We start from the raw sequence: 14,345 nt of genomic DNA, 5'->3' as shown, positions 1-14,345 counted from the left end.
CTGGGCAATGTTTGACATCTATATGACAAGGCTGCATGAACTAACAGTCGTACTGTATGCTTTATGCGTGCTTTTATATTTCATCGACTTTCTTCACAATAACCGGAAGGCCAACAGGGTTGCCTTCTGGTTACTTGCATTTGTGTGGACTTTGCAGACGGTTTTTCTGTTTCTATATATGAAGAACACAGGGCGTTTTCCGGTCCTGACCATTTTTGAAGGGCTCTATTTTTATGCCTGGGTGCTTATCACCCTTTCGCTCGGGATCAACCGCCTGCTCAGGGTGGATTTTATCGTCTTTTTCACGAATGTGCTCGGTTTTGTCATCATGGCCATCCATACCTTCGCACCTGTTCAGTACGAATCTGAAGTCATGGCCCAGCAGCTTGTATCGGAATTGCTCCTGATCCACATAACAGTCGCAATCCTTTCATACGGCGCCTTTTCACTGTCATTTGTCTTCTCTTTGCTGTATCTTATTCAGTATGACCTGCTAAAGAGGAAGAAATGGGGATCCAGGCTCCTGAGAATTGCAGATTTGTCGAGGCTTGAGCATATGTCATATGTATTAAATGTAATCGGTGTACCAATGCTGATTATAAGTCTGATCCTCGGGACGCAGTGGGCCTATATTAAGGTAGCTGATATGCATTGGTATGATGCGAAGGTCATTGGCTCATTCATCGTGCTTGGCGTATACAGCGTATACCTGTATGTGAGGGTGGCAAGGGGGTTTTCCGGCAAATCGCTGGCCCTGTGGAATATCGCATCCTTTTTAATTGTACTCATCAACTTTTTCCTGTTTGGAAGACTTTCATCCTTCCATTTTTGGAATTCGTAATAATGGTTTATATCAGGGGGCTTGGCAAAAGCCTTGCCCCCTATACATAGGAGGCTGTCATGAGAAAAATTATTGTCGGTTCTAGACGCAGCAAGCTTGCATTAACACAGACAAACTGGGTGATGGACCAGTTGAAGAAGATAGACGATTCTTTCGAGTTTGAAGTGAAGGAGATCGTGACTAAAGGAGACCGGATCCTTGATGTGACTTTATCCAAGGTGGGCGGAAAAGGCTTATTTGTAAAAGAAATTGAGCAGGCTATGCTCGATGAGGAAATCGACATGGCTGTCCACAGCATGAAAGACATGCCTGCGGTCCTTCCGGAAGGGCTTGTTATCGGATCTATCCCTGAAAGAGAGGATCACCGCGATGCATTGATTTCCAAAGGGCATCAGACGCTGGATCAGTTAAAGCCGGGATCGGTAGTCGGCACAAGCAGCCTGCGGAGGGGCGCACAGCTGCTCGCGAAGCGCCCTGATCTTGAAATCAAATGGATCAGGGGCAATATTGATACGAGACTTGCAAAGCTTGAAACAGATGAGTATGATGCCATCATTCTGGCTGCAGCTGGTCTATCAAGGATGGGCTGGACATCTGATACTGTTTCGGAATTCCTGGAGCCTGAAGTTTGCCTGCCGGCCGTTGGACAGGGAGCCTTATCCATCGAGTGCCGCGAAAGCGACAAGGAGCTGCTGGAGCTGCTGAGCAAATTCACTTGCCAGACAACCAATCAGACAGTCCTGGCCGAGCGTGCATTCCTGCATAAAATGGAGGGCGGATGCCAGGTGCCGATTGCAGGGTATGCCGTGCTGAATGGCCAGGGCGAAATCGAGCTCACGGGCCTTGTGGCATCACCTGACGGCAAGACGATTTATAAAGAAAAAGTCAAAGGTGCCGATCCTGAAGAAGTCGGCCTGAGAGCTGCAGAAAAGCTGATTGAAATGGGCGCAAAAAAGCTTATTGATGACGTGAAAAAGGAGCTTGACGGAGAATGACCGGCGAGAGCCTTCCTCTTGCAGGCAAAAACGTGCTTGTACCAAGGGGGAAGGATCAGGCGGAACCATTTTCGGAGCTGATCCGCAGCTATGGCGGCATAGCGGTTGAGATCCCGCTGCTTGCATTCAGGCCGGCAGCAGAAACTGAAGAAATCCTTCAAGCTGTCAGGGAGCTTCCTGCATACGACTGGGTTATTTTCACAAGTAAAAATGCTCTTGAAACTTTTATATCTTTTGCCGGACAAAACGCATCCTTTCCCAGGATTGCCGCCATTGGCGCGAAAACAGAGAGAGCTGCAAAAGAGCTTGGGCTTGCCGTCAGCTTTACTCCTGCCGAATTTGCCGCCGAGGGATTTATAGAAGAGTTCCTTCCCTTTGCTGAAAATGGCATGAAGGTGCTGATTCCAAAAGGCAATAAAGCCAGGAGCTATATTGCAGACCAGCTCAGGCAGGCGGGTGCTGAGCCGAAGGAGATCATTATCTATGAAACGGGCTTTCCTGAGGAAAGCGCAGAAAAGCTTGCCATGATGCTGAAAAGCAGGTCATTGGACGTACTGGCTTTCACCAGTCCGTCGACAGTTGAGCATTTTATGGAAATTGTCCGCCAGTCTGATGCTGAAGAAAATATCAGGGGCTGCCTTGTAGCCTGCATCGGCCCGGTTACACAGAAAAAGGCAGAAGAGCTCGGGCTTGATGTCCGGGTGGTCCCTGCAGAATATACAATTGAAGAAATGGTAAAAAGCATTGTAAGTGAATTGAATCCGAGGAGGAAATAAAATGGATATGCAGTTCAGCAGATACCGCCGCTTACGGCAGACTGCCAGTATGAGAGCGCTTGTAAGGGAAAATCATCTCCGTATTGAAGACTTGATTTATCCCATCTTCGTTGCAGAAGGAGAAAACATTAAAAGGGAAATCGCTTCTATGCCAGGCCAGTACAATCTTTCTCTTGACCGCCTTGAGGAAGAAATGGAAGAGGTTGTATCGTTAGGAATCAAATCTGTCCTTTTATTCGGGATTCCGCTGGAAAAGGACGAATGCGGACAACAGGCCTATCATGATCATGGAATTGTCCAGGAAGCCACAAGGCTGATCAAGTCTAAGTTTCCCGAAGTGGTCATCATCGCTGATACCTGCCTGTGCGAATATACGAGCCACGGCCATTGCGGGCTGATAGAGGATGGCAAGGTGCTGAACGATCCTTCCCTTGAGCTCCTTGTCCAGACGGCAGTCAGCCAGGCTAAAGCAGGCGCTGACATCATTGCCCCCTCCAATATGATGGACGGTTTCGTTGCAGCCATCAGGGCCGGACTGGATGAAGCTGGCTTCCTGGATGTGCCGATCATGTCATACGCAGTCAAATATTCTTCTGCATTCTACGGCCCTTTCCGTGATGCAGCCGGCAGCACCCCTCAATTCGGGGACCGGAAAGCTTATCAGATGGATCCGGCAAACCGCATGGAGGCTCTCAGGGAAGCAGAAGCCGACCTGCTCGAAGGTGCAGACTTCCTGATTGTAAAACCTGGAATGCCTTATCTGGACATTGTAAGAGACGTGAAAAATGCAGTGAACCTGCCAATGGTCATCTATAATGTGAGCGGCGAATATTCAATGGTGAAAGCAGCTGCGCAAAATGGCTGGATTGACGAGAAGAACATTGTGATGGAGATGCTGACGGGGATGAAGCGCGCCGGCTCTGATTTGATCATCACCTATCATGCCAAAGATGCCGCAAGATGGATTAAAGAACAGCAGTAATGCTAGGTAAAGCCATCCTATTCTTGAATAATCCAAAAAGAAGAAAAGAGGGAAAAGCATGCGTTCTTATACTAAGTCGGCTGAAGCCTACAAGGAAGCTAAATCGCTGATGCCAGGCGGCGTCAACAGCCCGGTCCGTGCATTCAAATCGGTCAATATGGATCCGATTTTCATGGAGCGCGGAAAAGGATCGAAAATCTATGATATTGACGGAAATGAATATATCGATTATGTGCTGTCCTGGGGGCCTTTAATCCTTGGGCACACAAATGACAGGGTCGTGGAAGGGATCAAGAAGATCGCGGAACTCGGTACAAGCTTCGGCGCCCCGACCATTGCCGAAAATGAGCTGGCCAAGCTTGTGATTGAACGGGTGCCGTCCATCGAGATCGTCAGGATGGTTTCTTCAGGTACAGAGGCGACAATGAGCGCCCTGCGCCTTGCCCGCGGATATACAGGCCGGAATAAGATATTGAAATTCGAAGGATGCTACCATGGCCATGGCGATTCCCTGCTGATCAAAGCAGGCTCAGGTGTCGCCACGCTCGGACTTCCTGACAGCCCCGGGGTCCCTGAAGGCATAGCCAAAAATACCATTACAGTACCTTATAATGATATGGAAAGCGTCAAATATGCTTTTAAGCAATTCGGTGATGATATTGCAGGTGTCATCGTAGAACCTGTTGCCGGCAATATGGGGGTTGTCCCTCCGCTGCCAGGTTTCCTTGAAGCATTAAGGGACATTACGAGTGAATATGGGACACTGCTGATTTTTGACGAAGTCATGACAGGCTTCCGCGTCGGCTATAATTGCGCGCAAGGCTATTGCGGCGTTACGCCTGACATTACCTGCCTCGGCAAAGTAATCGGGGGCGGCCTGCCGGTAGGCGCCTATGGCGGAAAAGCGGAAATCATGGAAAGAATCGCCCCGAGCGGCCCGATCTATCAGGCAGGAACATTATCAGGCAATCCGCTGGCCATGACTGCCGGATACGAAACGCTGAGCCAGCTTACCCCTGAATCTTACACAGAATTTGAACGGAAGTCAGACAGGCTGGAAGAAGGGCTTTATGCAGCAGCGAAAAAGCATGATATCCCCTTGACCGTTAACCGTGCCGGTTCAATGATCGGCTTCTTCTTTACAAACGAAGAAGTGATCAACTATGAAAAAGCTAAAACCTCCAATCTGGACTATTTCGCTTCTTATTACCGTGAAATGGCAAATGAAGGAGTCTTCCTGCCTCCATCCCAATTCGAGGGTCTATTTTTATCAACCGCCCATACCGATGAAGATATTGAAAAAACACTGAACGCAGCCGAGCTTGCATTTTCCAAGCTGAAAGGCTGATTGAAGCAGGCCGGATGAATCCGGCCTGTTTTTTAATGTATCTCCGTTTGACCAGCCCTGCTCCCAGCGCGTCTTTAATAATAATAGTCCCCTCCTAGAGTACATTGCCCTTTCTCGTCTCCTTCCTGCCCATAAGTTTTCACAATCTAATCATAATTAATATCTGCCGTTCATAGAGTGTTAATGACATAGTGATTATACGTGAAAGTGCTGAAAGGGGGAGTCGCTTTGTCCCAGGAAGATCAATCTTGCCTGCGCTTTTCTTTGGAAGAATCCGTCTGGTTCCAAAAAGGACAGGAAGTATCTGAGCTTGTTTCTATTTCGCTTGATCCGAATATAACCATCCAGGAGCATGAACAATATGTATCAATCCAAGGATCGCTGAAACTGGCAGGAGAGTACAGGAAAAATGAAGAAGCTGAACAGGAAGAACCGTTTTCCAGTCCAAAGTTCATTCAATCCGTTGAAGAGAGGGAAGGGGGGATCTTCGAATTTTCTCACCATTTTCCGGTTGATATAACCATTCCGAATAATAGGATAGGAAGCGTCTATGATTTGGATGTCTATATTGATTCTTTTGATTATCAGTTTCAGGAAAGAAGCTGCATGAGGCTGACAGCTGATCTGACCATCACCGGCCTGTACGGGGAACAGCAGCATCCTGCCGCTGAGTATGAGGGGGAGGATGGTGCACAGGAATACGCTGAAAGGCCGGAAGAGCAGGAAGAAGAGGCAGATGCTCAGGAAGAGGAGCCGCAGCAGGATCATTTTGAGCCATTGCTGGCAGAAGAAGCGGAGACTGAAAAGGAGCTGGAGCCTTTATTCCGTTCGGCAGCGCCGGCAGAGTTAATAACAGAGAACAATGAAGAGGTGCAGCTCCCGGAATATACTGGCTACAAGGACTCTATTTATAAAGCCGGGGCAGGAGCGGAAGAGGAAGAAGAAACAGAAAACACAGAGGGATCAGATATATTTGCCCCTTTTACTGCCGAAGCGAGAAAGCAGCCGGAGGAGGCTGAAAAAGAAGAAAAGCCTGCGGCGTTTTTTGATGCCATCAGCAAAGATCATGAGCTTCCGGCACCAGAAGCAGCATACCATGCTGAACCAGCAGAACAAGTGCCTGACATTGCCTTTTCATCGTTCAGGAGTGAAATTCCAGCAGATAATACTTATGCCGGCGATAAGAAGACAGAAGTGCAGCCTGCAGAAATACTGACCGGCTTCAAGGCGCAGCAGGAAGAAAGCGAATCTTCCTCTGACCAGGCGCCAAAGAAGAAGAAATCAGCTGCTAAGAAAAAAAGCAAGAGCTTGTCGCTGGCTGAGTTTCTTGCCCGAAAGGAAGAAGAGCAGTCTGCCAGGATGAAGGTGTGCATCGTTCAGCAGGGCGATACGCTCGATATCATCGCTGAAAGATATGAGGTTCCTGTTCCGGCGCTGCTAAGAGTCAATCACCTGGAGCTGAGCCAGGATATTTATGAAGGCCAGGTGCTTTATGTTCCTGCACATGCCTATCAGAAATAGCCGGCTGCAGCCAATAAGGCAAGTTTGAAACAGGCTGGGCAGGTATGCAGGTACCTGTTCAACTGTTTCTTTTATTTCCGGAGTATCACCAACCCAATAAGAAAGTGGGACACTCGTATGGAAGGAAGCAACAGATTAGCAGCGGTTTCCCCGATTTTAAAGCACTATGCTGTCCAGCCCCACTTTGTGGAGGACTACGGCAGGACCAGGAAGATTTATTCCGATAAAGGCGTATTTGCTCTGAAAAAGCTGAAAGCCCAGCAAGGGACCGATTTTATCAGGCAGGTGCAGTCCCTTTATCAGAGAGGCTACAACCGGATCGTACCGATATATCCGGCTGCAGACGGCCGCTATGCTGTTTTTCATGAAAGTGAACTGTATTATTTAATGCCATGGCTGGCCAACGAAGAAAAGGAAAACCGATTTGAACGCCATCAGCAGATGTTCCGGGAGCTTGCAAGGCTGCATACGCTCTCATTGAAGGAAGTCAATGTGACCGGTGAGGAGCGGCAGGAGCATTATGAGAAGACCCTGCTTGCCTGGGAGAAAGAGACCGAGTTTTGTGAGGGATTCATTGAAGAATGCGAAAGAAAGCAGTATATGGCGCCATTTGAGCTTCTGTTCTGCCTGTATTACCATGATATAACCCAGGCCCTGAAATTCTCGAAAGGCAAACTGAAGGACTGGCATGAAAAAACGAAAGATGATGAAAAAGCGCGGACCGTCATTATCCATGGGAAGGTCTCGACAGAGCATTTTCTGTATGATGAAAGAGGCTACGGCTATTTCAGCAATTTTGAAAAGTCGCGCCAGGCTTCCCCGCTGCATGATCTCCTGCCGTTTCTGTCACGATCGCTCAGAAGTTACCCGAAGCGGAGCGATGAAAGTGTTGAATGGCTGTATACTTACTTCAAATATATGCCGTTCAAGCAGGATGAAATGCTTTTGTTCCAGAGCTATCTTGCCCATCCGGGCCCTGTTCTGAGGGAGGCGGAAACCTATCACAAAAACCGCGGTGCCGCAAATGAAAGAAAGCTTGTCCAGCAGTTCCAGCGGCAATTCTGGCTGCTGAAGAACACCGAATACATTGTCATGAGGATCGATGAAGTCGAGAGGCAGAAGCAGCAGGCCCAGGAAGCAGCCGCAAAGGCACAGGCCGAACAGGAAGGAGCCCCGGACAATTCGTCCTGAGGGCTCTAAATGAATTCAAGATGCAGCGCCAAAGCAAGCAAAATAAAGACCGAAAGCAAAAGAACATCAAAGGTGGTCGGAATGAGAATGGTCCGTATTCCCTGAAAAACGCAGAAGGGAATAATGAATTGGGCACAAACGCTTCTAAAGGTCCTCAGCCACGGAGGCAAAGTATAAGGATTGAATTTCCTCTTCATCTGTTCTCCCCCTAATCTCTTTTACTCCATTCTATGACCCCTTCCCTGGTTAAGTGCCTATTTTTTAGAATCGTACGGGGTGATGTATGATTTTAAAAAATATTGCCGATACTTATTGACTATAAACAGCGAAATTCGGTACTATATCATATATATCATCAGAAAAGCATTGACAGGGAAGAGTACAGTGCAAGCTGCTTAAAGAGAGGAAAACCGGAGGCTGAGAGGTTTTTCAGGCAGAATCATTGGAATGTCGCCCTTGAGCTTCTTCCGCGAACAGAATCTGTTCACAGTAGTGGAAGACGGGAAAACCGTTATCTTATTAAGCGCCTGGCAGGACTGCAATACTTGCCCGGAAAAAAGGTGGTACCGCGAAATCAACTCCATTCGTCCTTTTATTGACGAATGGAGTTTTTTATTTGTCCAGGTACTTAAAACACGCATAGATACAAGGAAGGAAGGAAATCAAATGGAAAATAATGAACTGGCGATGCCAACAAAGTATGATCCCCAGAATATTGAAAAAGGACGGTATGAATGGTGGATCGGGAGCAAATTTTTTGAAGCGAAGGATGATGAAAGCAAAGAGCCTTATACCATCGTCATCCCGCCGCCGAATGTAACAGGCAAACTGCACCTGGGCCATGCCTGGGATACGACGCTGCAGGATATCCTTACCCGCATGAAGCGGATGCAGGGCTATGATGTATTATGGCTTCCGGGAATGGACCATGCCGGCATCGCAACACAGGCGAAAGTCGAGCAGAAGCTGAAAAGCGAAGGGAAATCCCGCTATGACCTTGGCCGGGAAAAATTTGTTGAAGAAACCTGGAAGTGGAAAGAGGAATATGCAGAGCATATCCGCCAGCAATGGTCTAAGCTTGGCCTCGGGCTCGATTACAGCCGCGAGCGCTTCACAATGGATGAGGGGCTTTCAAAGGCAGTCAATAAAGTATTTGTCTCTCTTTATAAAAAAGGGCTGATCTACCGCGGCGAATATATCATCAACTGGGATCCTGCAACAAAGACGGCTCTTTCAGATATAGAGGTTATCCATCAGGATGTCCAGGGCGCCTTTTATCATATGAACTATCCGCTTGCTGACGGGTCAGGATATATTGAGGTTGCCACAACCCGTCCTGAGACCATGCTTGGCGATACAGCGGTAGCGGTTCACCCAGAAGACGAACGCTATCAGCATCTGATCGGAAAAATGGTTGTCCTGCCGATTACCGGACGTGAAATCCCGATTGTTGCCGATGATTATGTGGATAAGGAATTCGGATCTGGTGCAGTAAAAATCACTCCTGCCCATGACCCGAACGATTTTGAAATCGGGAACCGCCACGATCTTCCGCGCATCCTTGTTATGAACGAGGACGGAACCATGAATGAAAATGCCGGCAAATACAACGGCCTCGACCGTTTTGAGTGCCGCAAGCAGATCGTGAAGGACCTGCAGGACAGCGGTGTACTCTTCAAAATTGAAGAGCATATGCATTCTGTCGGCCATTCTGAGCGGAGCGGAGCTGTTGTCGAGCCGTATCTGTCCACACAGTGGTTCGTCAAGATGCAGCCGCTGGCAGATGAAGCGGTGGCCCTTCAGCAGAAGGAAGACAAAGTCAACTTCGTCCCTGACCGTTTTGAAAACACGTACCTCCGCTGGATGGAAAACATACGCGACTGGTGCATCTCCAGGCAGCTTTGGTGGGGCCACCGGATACCGGCATGGTATCACAAGGAAACAGGCGAGGTGTATGTAGATTCCGAGCCGCCGGCTGATGCGGAGAATTGGACCCAGGATAATGATGTTCTTGATACCTGGTTCAGCTCCGCCCTGTGGCCATTCTCTACAATGGGCTGGCCTGATGAAGAAAATCCTGATTTCAAACGCTATTATCCGACTGCAAGCCTTGTAACAGGCTATGATATCATTTTCTTCTGGGTATCGCGGATGATCTTCCAAGGCCTCGAGTTCACAGGAGAGCGCCCATTCAAGGATGTACTCATCCACGGACTGGTAAGAGATGAGCAAGGCAGGAAAATGAGCAAATCACTCGGCAACGGAGTAGATCCGATGGACGTAATTGCCCAGTATGGTGCCGATTCACTCCGCTACTTCCTTTCGACTGGCAGCTCGCCTGGACAGGATCTGCGCTTCAGCATGGAAAAGGTAGAAGCGACGTGGAATTTTGCCAATAAAATTTGGAATGCCTCCCGCTTTGCTCTTATGAATATGGCCGGCCTGAAATATGAAGACATCGACCTGACAGGAGAAAAGTCAGTAGCTGATAAATGGATCCTGACAAGATTGAACGAAACGATTGAAACGGTAACCAGGCTTTCTGACCGCTATGAATTCGGGGAAGTCGGCCGGGTGCTTTATAACTTCATCTGGGACGATTTCTGCGACTGGTATATTGAAATGGCGAAGCTTCCGCTTTATGGTGAAGACGAAGCTGCGAAGAAAACGACCCGTTCGATCCTTGCTTATGTACTGGATAATACCATGAGGCTCCTACACCCGTTCAAGCCTTTCATTACAGAGGAAATCTGGCAGAACCTGCCTCACAGCGGCGAATCAATCACGATCGCCGAATGGCCGAAGGTGAAGGAAGAATACTCTGATAAGAAGGCAGCAGGAGACATGAAGCTGCTTGTTGAAATTATCCGATCTGTCCGGAACAGCCGTGCAGAAGTGAATACACCATTGAGCAAAAAGATTAAGATGATCCTGAAGCCGAATGATGAGGAAGTTCTTGCTACACTCTCATCCAATAAAGCTTATATTGAGCGTTTCTGCAATCCGGAAGAGCTTGAAATCAGCCGCACTGCCGCAACACCTGATAAGGCGATGACAGCAGTCGTTTCCGGAGCTGAAATCATCCTGCCGCTGGAGGGCCTCATCAACATCGATGAAGAAATTGCCCGGCTGCAAAAAGAGTGGGATAAGCTGAACAAAGAGGTCGAGCGTGTACAGAAGAAGCTCTCCAATGAAGGCTTTGTTAAAAAAGCGCCTGAAAAGGTCATCGAAGAAGAGCGCGCCAAAGAAAAAGATTATACTGAAAAGAGAGCAATTGTCGAAGCTCGCTTAAATGAACTAAAAGGGTAAACCACCCATACAGGAAAAGGCGGATCCAGGCAGGATTCGTCTTTCCGTATGGTTTCCTATGTCAGGAGGCAGACACTATGTTTCAAACGTACGAAGAAGCAGTATCCTGGATCCATTCCCGCCTTCGCCTCGGTATCAAGCCAGGGCTCAAGCGGATGGAATGGCTGATGGAAAAATTGGACCATCCCGAGAGAAGGCTCAAGAGTGTACATATCGGGGGGACGAATGGCAAGGGCTCAACGGTTGCCTATCTGCGTTCCATCCTTGTAAATGCCGGCTTTAAAACGGGAACGTTCACTTCCCCTTATTTTGAACAATTCAATGAAAGAATCAGCCTGAACGGCCAGCCTGTGAAGGATGAAGAAATCCTCAGTCTCGTTAACGATATTTACCCGCTCAGCGAGGAGCTTGAAAAGACGGAGCTTGGGGCACCGACTGAATTTGAAGTCATCACTGCAATGGCCTTCCGTTATTTTGCCGATGTAAACCCGGTGGATATCGCCCTGTTTGAAGTCGGCCTGGGAGGAAGGTTTGATTCGACCAATATTGTCCACCCGCTTCTATCCGTCATTACCAGCATCGGCCTTGACCACACGGCGATCCTTGGAGATACCTATGAACAGATAGCCTTTGAAAAAGCGGGAATCATCAAAAGCGGCGTCCCTGCCATAACGGCAGTTTCGCAGGAAGGGGCACTCTCTGTTATTGAGAAAACCGCCAAAGAGAAAAAAGCAAAGCTGTACCGGCTAGGCAGTGAAATCGGGATCATGGGCCATGAATCGATTGACCATGGAGAAAGATTCACCGTCAGCACGATTTTCAGCGAATATAAGGACCTGGAAATCAGCATGCTTGGCTCGCATCAGACAAAGAATGCCGCGCTGGCTGTTGCAGCTGCAGGCCTCTTAAATCAGTACTACTCATTCATGATCGAAGAAAAAGATATCAGACAAGGCCTTGCTGAAGCCTATTGGCCAGGCAGGCTTGAACTTCTTTCGGAAGAGCCTGTCATCCTGATGGACGGCGCCCATAATGAAGAAGGCATCACGGCTCTTGCAGCAGAGCTGGAAAAAAGGTATCCGGGCAAACGCATTTCCATTGTTTTTGCGGCACTGTCAGACAAAAAGCTGGATAGTATGATCAGGATCCTTGATGAAGCTGCCGATAAAATTACATTTACCCAATTTGATTTCCCAAGGGCTGCAGATGCTGAAATGCTTGCCGGCCTCAGTGCATCCAAAAATAAAGCGGCATATGCCAGCTGGGAAGAGGCCATCGGGGCAGAGCTGACGAGCCTGCATTCTGCTGATGTTCTGGTAGTGACAGGATCGCTCTATTTCCTCTCTGCCGTTAAACCATTCCTGAAATCGCTGCTTGGGGAAAAATGTTAAATACTTTGGCGGAGCAGCGCATTATTAGAGTGACAAATATTTGGAAATTTGATACAATAATATTTATTTTGTGACTATTCTACCAGTTTGGATATATTTAGGGTTTTTGAGGCGGAAGGATGGAGATCATGGTTAAGCAGGGAGCGATAAAATACATATGGATCATCTGGGCGCTGACTGTGCCTGCCGGAGTCTGGCTTACCTATACCCTCTATCCCCCGCAGCCTGGGGCTTTGAACATTGATGTGCTGGCATTTATGCTGCTGATGTTTTTTGTGTCATCCATGCCGATCATCATCAATAATGTACCGGTGTTCATGCTGCAGTGGGTGGCATTTGCCGTTTTTTTATCTTTCGGCATATTTATCGAGCTGCTCCTTGTACAGGCTTCAGTCATCTTTCTCCTCCTGAAGCTCAGGCTAACGAAAAGCCAGACCTACAGGTTTCCGCTCAATTCATTCATGTTCTTTGTGGTGTCCTTTATAAGCGGGGTGTTCTATTATTCCCTTGGCGGGAAGCAGGGAGCCGACCTGATGGAGCACGGCCCATCCTTATGGCTGTCCATTCTGTATCCGATTGTCTATTATGTTGTGAATCAGCTTGTCCTTTCCCTGATCCTCTTTTTCCTGCACAAGCAGAAAACAGATTTCTTCGGGAAGGATTTTATATGGGAGTCGCTTACATCGCTTATGACGCTGCCAGTTGGATTCATGCTTTATATCCTCTATCGTGAAGTGGGGCTATTATCCATCCTGTTTGTGGGCGTCCCGTTCGCCAGTTTGTCTATCATCCTTGGACTCTATAATTCCAGTGAAAAGGTGAACGATTATCTGCACAAAGCAGCCGAAATCGGCCATCAGCTTGCTGAGCGCCTCAACAGGAATGAAGTGATGGAGCTTTTTATCGAAAAGCTGATCGGCATGCTGCCGGTTGACTATGCGTATATCCTCGATGTGGTCGATGAGTCGGAGCTCAAGCTTCTTTACCAGGTAGAGGATGGAGAGAGGACTGCACCGTCAGCACTTCCGCTGCGCAGAAATGAGGGCATCAGCGGGCTTGTATGGGCGACAGGGAAAGCTGCCCTTTTCAGCACGAAAAAAGAATGGAAGAAGGCTGCCAAAGGCTATATGCCGAAAGAGGTCGAAAGCGTCCTCTGCGTCCCGATCGCCCGCTCAAGCAAAGTTGTCGGCGTTCTCCTTCTCGCTTCCCGAAAGAAAAGGGCCTATGAGAAATATCAGCTGATGATTGTGGACATCCTCTGCTCCCACTTTGCCGTCGCCATTGAAAATGCAAGGAACTATGAAAGGACGAAGGAAAACAGCGAACGATGCGCATTGACGAAGCTGTATAACTACCGTTATTTTGACGGACTTCTTGCAGAAGAATTCACTGAGATGGAAGCTGGAAAAAGGAGCGTCCTCTCGCTCATCATCCTGGATATCGACCATTTCAAAAGCGTCAATGATACTTTTGGGCACCAGAGCGGGAACGAGATCCTGGTCGAGCTGGCAGAAAGGCTTTCCATGCTTACCGAGCCATTTGGAACTGTAGCTCGATATGGCGGAGAAGAGTTTGTCGTCCTGCTCCCTGACACGGAAAAGCAGGATGCTCTTGAACTGGCCGAAGTCATCCGCCTTGCCATCGCCACCCAGCCTTTTACCATCAGCCAGCATATGGACGGAGACGGCTCCAGCCTCCCTGTCAGCATCACATCCTCGATCGGCGTCGCCTCTGCACCAATGGATGCAGATGATCCGCTCGCCCTCATCCGCCATGCCGACCGCGCTTTGTATGTAGGCGCGAAAAGGGCAGGGAGGAATCGGGTGGCGGAGTATGTGAAATAGAAAAATCCCATGTGAGGGATTTTTTTATTTGTTCCTCTTTTTTGTAAGTTCCTGTGTTGAAGAATCAAACTGCAAAATATGATAAATTCCGCAAGATAAAGCTTTGGAATCTATAGGTAAATTGGTATAATAATAGTAAAAATGACA

11 protein-coding genes and 1 other annotated feature are annotated in these 14,345 nt (G+C 48.3%); of the genes, 10 read left to right on the top strand and 1 reads right to left on the bottom strand.

Annotated features, from left to right (window positions below; all coding sequences use genetic code 11):
* Positions 1 to 7 precede the first annotated feature (7 nt).
* The 7 genes from AC4E8B_RS18605 (at position 8) to ysxE (ending at position 7,654) form a co-directional block, all read left to right on the top strand.
* Positions 8 to 841 carry a cytochrome C assembly family protein gene (locus AC4E8B_RS18605; protein WP_490214798.1) on the top strand — a complete coding sequence of 278 codons (834 nt, stop codon included), beginning with the start codon at positions 8 to 10 and terminating at the stop codon, positions 839 to 841.
* Between the two features lie 59 nt (positions 842 to 900).
* Positions 901 to 1,836 carry a hydroxymethylbilane synthase gene (hemC, locus tag AC4E8B_RS18600; RefSeq protein WP_490214797.1) on the top strand — a complete coding sequence of 312 codons (936 nt, stop codon included), beginning with the start codon at positions 901 to 903 and terminating at the stop codon, positions 1,834 to 1,836.
* Positions 1,833 to 2,612, top strand: coding sequence for a uroporphyrinogen-III synthase (locus AC4E8B_RS18595; RefSeq protein ID WP_490214796.1), 780 nt, complete (start codon positions 1,833 to 1,835; stop codon positions 2,610 to 2,612). Before hemC ends, AC4E8B_RS18595 begins: the two co-directional genes overlap by 4 nt.
* 1 nt (position 2,613) lies before the next feature.
* Positions 2,614 to 3,594 carry a porphobilinogen synthase gene (hemB, locus tag AC4E8B_RS18590; RefSeq protein WP_490214795.1) on the top strand — a complete coding sequence of 327 codons (981 nt, stop codon included), beginning with the start codon at positions 2,614 to 2,616 and terminating at the stop codon, positions 3,592 to 3,594.
* 58 nt (positions 3,595 to 3,652) lie between these two features.
* Positions 3,653 to 4,942 carry a glutamate-1-semialdehyde 2,1-aminomutase gene (hemL, locus tag AC4E8B_RS18585; protein ID WP_490214794.1) on the top strand — a complete coding sequence of 430 codons (1,290 nt, stop codon included), beginning with the start codon at positions 3,653 to 3,655 and terminating at the stop codon, positions 4,940 to 4,942.
* A 228-nt stretch (positions 4,943 to 5,170) separates the two neighbouring features.
* Positions 5,171 to 6,463, top strand: a complete 1,293-nt coding sequence (locus tag AC4E8B_RS18580) for a LysM peptidoglycan-binding domain-containing protein (RefSeq protein WP_490214793.1) — start codon at positions 5,171 to 5,173, stop codon at positions 6,461 to 6,463.
* 117 nt (positions 6,464 to 6,580) lie between these two features.
* A complete protein-coding gene (gene ysxE / locus AC4E8B_RS18575; protein WP_490214792.1) occupies positions 6,581 to 7,654 on the top strand; it encodes a spore coat protein YsxE in 1,074 nt (357 codons plus the stop codon).
* 5 nt (positions 7,655 to 7,659) lie between these two features.
* Here the strand turns inward: ysxE and AC4E8B_RS18570 are convergent, their stop codons facing one another.
* Complete coding sequence (locus AC4E8B_RS18570; protein WP_009796068.1) at positions 7,660 to 7,851, bottom strand: hypothetical protein; 192 nt, start codon at positions 7,849 to 7,851, stop codon at positions 7,660 to 7,662.
* A 160-nt stretch (positions 7,852 to 8,011) separates the two neighbouring features.
* Positions 8,012 to 8,249: a binding site (T-box leader), on the top strand.
* 71 nt (positions 8,250 to 8,320) lie between these two features.
* Between AC4E8B_RS18570 and AC4E8B_RS18565 the strand changes: the two genes are divergently transcribed.
* From AC4E8B_RS18565 to AC4E8B_RS18555, 3 genes are all read left to right on the top strand, one after another.
* Positions 8,321 to 10,963: a valine--tRNA ligase gene (locus AC4E8B_RS18565; protein ID WP_490214791.1), complete on the top strand. Its 2,643-nt coding sequence runs from the start codon at positions 8,321 to 8,323 to the stop codon at positions 10,961 to 10,963.
* A 77-nt stretch (positions 10,964 to 11,040) separates the two neighbouring features.
* The gene (locus AC4E8B_RS18560; RefSeq protein ID WP_490214790.1) at positions 11,041 to 12,354 is read left to right on the top strand and encodes a bifunctional folylpolyglutamate synthase/dihydrofolate synthase; all 1,314 of its coding nucleotides are present in this window, start codon (positions 11,041 to 11,043) and stop codon (positions 12,352 to 12,354) included.
* Between the two features lie 119 nt (positions 12,355 to 12,473).
* Positions 12,474 to 14,198 (top strand): sensor domain-containing diguanylate cyclase, encoded by a 1,725-nt coding sequence (locus AC4E8B_RS18555; protein WP_490214789.1) that lies wholly within the window; start codon positions 12,474 to 12,476, stop codon positions 14,196 to 14,198.
* Positions 14,199 to 14,345: the final 147 nt, after the last annotated feature.

This window comes from Bacillus sp. SRL543 (assembly GCF_984799205.1).
This window is presented reverse-complemented; position numbering and strand designations above follow the sequence as displayed.